6 protein-coding genes and 2 pseudogenes are annotated in these 6,083 nt (G+C 41.1%); 3 read left to right on the top strand and 5 right to left on the bottom strand.

The annotated features are described in order from the left end of the window. Nucleotides 1-115 precede the first annotated feature (115 nt). The 3 genes and pseudogenes from FC88_RS04150 to FC88_RS12595 all read left to right on the top strand — a co-directional run. Nucleotides 116-1,051 (top strand): replication initiation protein, encoded by a 936-nt coding sequence (locus FC88_RS04150; RefSeq protein ID WP_057813089.1) that lies wholly within the window; start codon nucleotides 116-118, stop codon nucleotides 1,049-1,051. Then, nucleotides 1,044-1,298, top strand: a pseudogene (locus tag FC88_RS12600) (DUF536 domain-containing protein); the annotation flags it as partial. The gene FC88_RS04150 and the pseudogene FC88_RS12600, both read left to right, overlap by 8 nt. Before the next feature lies 1 nt (nucleotide 1,299). After that, a pseudogene (locus tag FC88_RS12595) lies at nucleotides 1,300-1,923 on the top strand (beta/alpha barrel domain-containing protein); the annotation flags it as partial. Between the two features lie 103 nt (nucleotides 1,924-2,026). Here the strand turns inward: FC88_RS12595 and FC88_RS04140 are convergent. The 5 genes from FC88_RS04140 to FC88_RS04120 all read right to left on the bottom strand — a co-directional run bounded on the left by FC88_RS04140 (nucleotide 2,027) and on the right by FC88_RS04120 (nucleotide 5,982). Next, nucleotides 2,027-2,698 carry a TetR/AcrR family transcriptional regulator gene (locus FC88_RS04140; protein ID WP_057813087.1) on the bottom strand — a complete coding sequence of 224 codons (672 nt, stop codon included), beginning with the start codon at nucleotides 2,696-2,698 and terminating at the stop codon, nucleotides 2,027-2,029. Between the two features lie 4 nt (nucleotides 2,699-2,702). Beyond that, nucleotides 2,703-3,950: an ABC transporter permease gene (locus FC88_RS04135; RefSeq protein WP_027822874.1), complete on the bottom strand. Its 1,248-nt coding sequence runs from the start codon at nucleotides 3,948-3,950 to the stop codon at nucleotides 2,703-2,705. Next, entirely contained in the window at nucleotides 3,928-4,671 is a 744-nt protein-coding gene (locus FC88_RS04130) for an ABC transporter ATP-binding protein (RefSeq protein ID WP_003581836.1), read from the bottom strand. Before FC88_RS04130 ends, FC88_RS04135 begins: the two co-directional genes overlap by 23 nt. Before the next feature lie 246 nt (nucleotides 4,672-4,917). Beyond that, the gene (locus FC88_RS04125; RefSeq protein WP_003587210.1) at nucleotides 4,918-5,385 is read right to left on the bottom strand and encodes a Dps family protein; all 468 of its coding nucleotides are present in this window, start codon (nucleotides 5,383-5,385) and stop codon (nucleotides 4,918-4,920) included. 216 nt (nucleotides 5,386-5,601) lie between these two features. Next, nucleotides 5,602-5,982, bottom strand: a complete 381-nt coding sequence (locus FC88_RS04120) for a DUF4430 domain-containing protein (protein WP_057813085.1) — start codon at nucleotides 5,980-5,982, stop codon at nucleotides 5,602-5,604. Between the last annotated feature and the right edge of the window lie 101 nt (nucleotides 5,983-6,083).

Here is a 6,083-nt window from a genome sequence, read left to right as displayed (position 1 = left end):
CAACGAGGTTTTGTCTGTTTATCAACGAGGTTTTGTCTGTTTATCAACGAGGTTTTTAATGATGATCGTTGATAAGCAATCGTTGATTTTATATAATAGTTGTGGAGGTGTGATTATGAGCAATGAACTTATAAAATATGATCCTGAACTTAATACCATTCCGTTACGTAAATTCACCCCTATTGAAATGAATCTATTTTTTTCAATTATTTCTCGTATGCGTGATAAGGGAGATCAGACAGTTAGATTTTCTTTTGAACAACTTAAAGATTTGAGCAACTATAAACCGACTGCAAATAATCGCTTTGAAGATGATATTCAAAGAACTTATGAAAAGTTAATGGGACTTCATTTTGGAAGGCGTAGTAAATCTGGATTAAATAGAGAAATGTTTGTTATGTTTACTAAATTCAGAATTGTTGGTGAAACTGATTCTCCTTATATAGACATTGAAGTATATAAAGATGCTTTGCCACTTCTTAATAATTTAGACACGTGGGTTAGATATGCTTTAGCGGAATTTAGAGATCTTCGAAGCAGTTATGCTAAAACCGCTTTTAGATTGTTAAAAGGTTTCAGAACAACCGGTTATGCTTTTTTATCAAAAGAAGATTTTTTTGAGTTACTTGATATTCCTAAAAGTTATTGGAAAAAACCGGGAGACGTTGATAGGTACGTTCTTAAACCAATCAGAGAAGAATTGACCCCTCTTTTTAGAGGCCTAACTGTTCGAAAGAAATATGGTAAAGGCCGCGGGAAACCAGTGATTGGGTATTCTTTTACTTGGAAGCCTGAAAAGAAAGACGCTAACGACTTCTCACAAGGTCAATTTCAAGATGAACGTCAAAAGCTTTTCAATATTCAACATAATGGCGAATTAACAGAACATGAAAAATGGCGTGCCATTGATAAAGTTAAGGGGTTAACTTTAGGCTCTACTGAAAAACAAGCATTGGCTGCCAAACAAGCCGAGCACGATAAAAAAATAAGAGATCAAGCAAGACAAGAAGCACTTGCTGAACTCCGAAAGGGGTTTGGAAATCATGCCTAAAACTATTAGAGAACTTGCTGATGAATTGAAGGTCTCTAAACAAACTATTCAATATCACTACCAAAGACTACCAACAAAGAACCAACAAAAAGATAGTCAAGGTACAAACATGATTAGCCTTACAGCTGAAAGGATTATTAGGGACAAGGTAGCAAAGCCTTTGGTAGCAAAAGATCAACAAATAGGTAGCAAAAAAGCGACAAAGACTAGCAAAAAAAATAATGAGCTAATTGCTACTCTAAGAAAACCGGACACAATTGGACGCGGCTGGCTTTCCCAATGCCAAAATCACTATTTCTAACGCATTGGATGAACACATCATTACCTCGCTGTTGCACGAAGGCGCACCGATCGATAATTTTGGTATCGGTGAAAAGCTCATCACTAGCGCGTCCGCACCGGTTCTAAGTGGCGTCTACAAGCTTGCGGCAACTGAGAGCAATGGTCAGAGCACCCCCAAGATCAAGGTCAGTGCCAGTCGCGAAAAACTAACGATTCCTGGTGATAAGCAAGTCTATCGTCTGTACGAACCAGGAACTCAACGGGCCTTTGCTGATTTGATTGCACTAGCTACCGAGACGATCGTTGATGCGACCAGCCTAACCGTCGTCACCAGTGACCCACTCAGTGTCGACCGTCAACAGCGACTCACCCATTTTGAAGCCCGGCCCTTACTCGCGCCGGTAGATTTGTCCAACACCACGTCAATTCCGGTTACAACCATTCAGGCAACGACCCAGGCTAAACTTGCCGAGCTCCCACGAACAACCCAGCGGCTCGTCAACCCAGATCTTTACCCGGTCTACATGACGACCACACTCAGCCAGTTACAAACTAGTTTGTTGAATAAAATGACGATACTAGCAGATTAACAAACGAACACGCGTAGCAACGACTAAAGCCACTTCTGTACTTAGCGTTTAAATGACCGCTAAGTACAGAAGTGGCTTTAGTTTATATCAAGTAACAGTTAGCTCACTGACCAGTAATTTGATCATGTTCACCCGGGGTCAATATTTTGGTCATCACCGTAATCAAATACGCTTGTTCGCGCTCAATTTCAGTTCCCGGCAATTCCAGCATTAACTGCGCTAGGTAACCGAATAGCTGCGATAACAAACTTTGCAGTATCAAATCATTCGGCCAATCCACAATCAAATGATCTGCTTTTAGTTGATTTATGACACTTCCCATCTGCTTGACCATCTTAGGCGCAATCTGGCTAAGAATCTGTTCGCGTCGTTCGGTGTCAAAAGCTACCATTTCAAAAATGACCTTTAACTCTTTCACGTTAGCTTTAGCAAATGCAACTCGGTCCGTAAAAATTGCTGTGACGAATGCCTGTAGACTGGGATAACGCTGCCGTAATTTATCCTCTGAAAAATCACTCGCTAAGATTGGCACAATGTGCGCGGTAATTGGTGCTAAGATGGCATCCCGTAAGGCAGCCTTAGTCTTATACCGCCGATAGACCGTCCCCTCCGCAACGCCGGCCCGTTGTGCAATATCACTAGTACTGGTCTGGTCAAAACCCTTTTCAGCAAACAAATCGAGACTTGCCTGGAGGATGGCCCGTTGCTTAGGTGTAATCGTTTCATTCTGACTTAGATCCCATTGAAAATAATCCCGTATCCGTGGTCGTTCCATATCCTCACACCTTCCGATAACGTTTCATTCCAACAATATTCAACATTGTTAGTACGACCATAAAACCTACTAATATTAACAAATTGACACCAATATCGCCAAGCCCAGCACCCTTTGTCACAACAGCCGTCAACGCATTAGCACCATAGTATAACGGCATGATGTGGGCAATTGCTTGCAACCAACTGGCCATGCCATCGACTGGAACCAACCCAGCAAAAAAGATTTGTGGTACAACAATCAGTGGAATAAACTGAATCATTTGAAATTCTGAGTTAGCAAAGGTGGAAATAAAGATACCCAAGGTCAAAGCCACTAACGCTAATAATAAGTTAGTCAGAAAGACCAGCCAAATACTACCAACTAAGTGAATCTTGAAGACCGTAATTGTAAAAACAACGGTCAGGACAGTCTGAATGATGGCAAAGCCCCCATAACCAATTAGATAGCCCATAATAATTTCACTCCGTCGAATTGGGGTTGCAAGTAGCCGGCTTAGGGTTCCAGTAGTACGTTCATTCAAAAGTGAAACGCCAGAAATCAAGAACACAAAGAAGAAGACAAAGAAACCGAGAAAGGCTGGCAAAAAGCTTTCAAAGAACGTTGAATCACTACTACCATAAATATAATGAGACTTAGTCGTATAACTGGTTGCTTTAGCTGACTGAGTCGAACTAGACGTCGTGGCTGTGGCTTGCTTGAGTTGCTTTTGTAATTTCTCAGCAGTTGCCTGGTCACCGCGGGCCTGGGCTTGTGCAATGGCAGTCTTCAGCTTGGTCACCGTTGCTTGTGTCTGGGCTGCTGTCAGCTTCTTCAAAGCGGCTTGTTGCGATTCAAGGGCCGCGCGCTGTTTCTTAGTAACGGTCACCAGCGTCTTCATTTTCAACTTGACTAATCCTGATTGTAAACTCGCCTTAATTAAAGACGTGTTGGTTGGATTGCTATTTGAATAAGTAATCGTCAATTGACCATTTTTCTGAGTCAAATAGCCATCTAGATCATGCTGCTTAATCATTTTCCGTGCCTGTGAACTATCATAATGATGAATCGTCACGTTTTTGGTATCGATCACGTTAACCACGGATTGGTCTACATGATGAACACCCAAGCTTGCTAATTGCGTCGTGTTGTTTTGAAATAAGAAATACATCAGCGTCATAATCAGCAATGGTGCCAAAAACATCAGCGCCAAGGTACGCTTATCACGTAACATTTGCTTAAAAACTCGTCTAACGATTGCCATCGTTCGCATCTTGCATCCGCCCCGCTTTCAAAAAGACCTGTTCGATCGTATCTACTGCATACTGTTGTTTCAGTGCCGCGGGTGTCCCCTCAGCAAGCGCAATCCCGTGCCGAATCAACATGAGATAATCACACCGTTCTGCTTCGTCCATGACATGCGTTGTCACGAGCATCGACTTACCGGTATCCTTGAGCTTATTTAGTTCGGTCCAAATTTGTTGCCGTAATTCTGGATCAATCCCAACGGTCGGTTCATCTAAAATCAATAATTGGGGATCCTGAATCAGGGCAATTGCCAACGACAAGCGCCGTTTCATCCCACCCGAATAGCCACTGACCCGCTTGTCTAATTGGGACGTTAAATCAACTAATCCGGCTGCATAATCAATCATTTGTGCTAACTTTATTTTTGGAACGCTCATCAATTGCCCAAACAAGGTCAGGTTTTCACGGGCCGTTAGTGTCTCATACAAAGCGTCACTTTGGGCCATATACCCTACTTGCGCCATTACCGCCCTATTGGGCATCACCGTATCCATGACTTTAACAGTGCCACTATCCACAGCTTCCATCCCTAAAATACTCTTGATCAAGGTGGTCTTCCCAGCTCCTGATGGCCCAATCAAGCCATAAATCATTCCAGCCGGCAGTGTCAAATCAATCTGATTGAGCACTTGCTGATGACCAAAGTGCTTGCTGACCTGCTTGGCGATGACATAATCCGTTGCCATTTTAATAACCCTCTTTCTCAAAACGAGTGTATGCTCACTCACTTAATGGCCTTAGTATAATCAGTACATCTCGGTTTGTCAACATTAAAATGAGTTATCACTCACTTATTTTGTTTCCGGCCTATTTGTCACCGCATTGCAAACAAAAATGCGCCACCCCGTTGTTGGGATGTCGCATTTTAATTAAATAGCAGCACTGATATAAGCGTTAGCAATGTTTAAGCCTACCGATTTTTTAATATTATTTTATTCATCAATTTCCGGCGCCGACCCAAGCTCTGCCTGAATCATCCAGATTTTCTTCTCAATTGCGGTTTTGAGACCAATGAAAATATCTTGGGTACTGAAGTCTTTTTCAACATCGGATACTTCAATGCCGTGTTGGTAAAGGTCTTCCAAGTAACGATAGCCATCAACTAAGTGTGCGAGGCGTTCTGGGGTTGTTTTGTCCCATTCACCAGGCCAGTCTTGAATCTTAGTGTTTTCGGCCATTTCTTTTAAGGTCGAGTAAGGACTGCCATCAAGCGCAATCAGCCGTTCAGAAATGACATCGAGTTGGCTGTCAATTTCTTCCATGAACTCATCCATCAAGGGGTGCAACTTCAAAAAGTTGGGTCCACGCATGTACCAATGCGTCTGATGGATAATCATTGACATCTGGCTCAAATCGGCAACGAGTTGATTTAATACTGCTTTGGTTTTCGTATATTTCATTAGATTGATCTCCTTTCGATATGGTTATTATAACTTAGTGGTAGCTTAATCTGAAACGTTATACACTGGCAAATTAAGTTATTTATAGCCCGTAGAATTAAGTCGTTTTGAAAAGATGGAGACGTTAATTGGTAGATTGTAAAATTACTTATTTATGCAAAAAAATATGAGATAAGGATATTGAATTTATCCTCACCTCATATTTTAATTTAATCATTAACCGTTATATTTTGATAATTTGAAAACAACTTTGTCTTTGTTGTGTAATTTCTTTTTGTCAGCTGAAACGTTAACTTGTTTGCCATTAACAGTGAATGTCCAGTAAATTTTCTTCTTGTTATTTTGTTTGTGACCGTCGATAGCTGAGATAAAGCCGCCTTTGTCGTTAACTTTCCAGCCTTTTTTAAGACCATCAGTAACAGTGGCATTCTTTTTCAATGCGATAGTTTTCTTGGCAATCTTCTTTTGGTTCTTCTTCAAAGTGTAAGTAACGTTGATATTCTTGGAAGCCTTATCTTGAACGGTTGTTGCAGTTGCTAGAGCGAATACCCCTAGTAACATTAATAATGACAATAAAAATGCTGTAATCTTTTTCATTATTTTCCTCCTCGATTTGTACAACGATTTTTATTATAACAAAGACCCAAATTGCAAGAACAAATTAGCCACACGATAAATCCTATTAAATCAGTATTTTC

This window comes from Companilactobacillus futsaii JCM 17355 (assembly GCF_001435505.1).
Taxonomy (GTDB): domain Bacteria; phylum Bacillota; class Bacilli; order Lactobacillales; family Lactobacillaceae; genus Companilactobacillus; species Companilactobacillus futsaii.
This window is presented reverse-complemented; position numbering and strand designations above follow the sequence as displayed.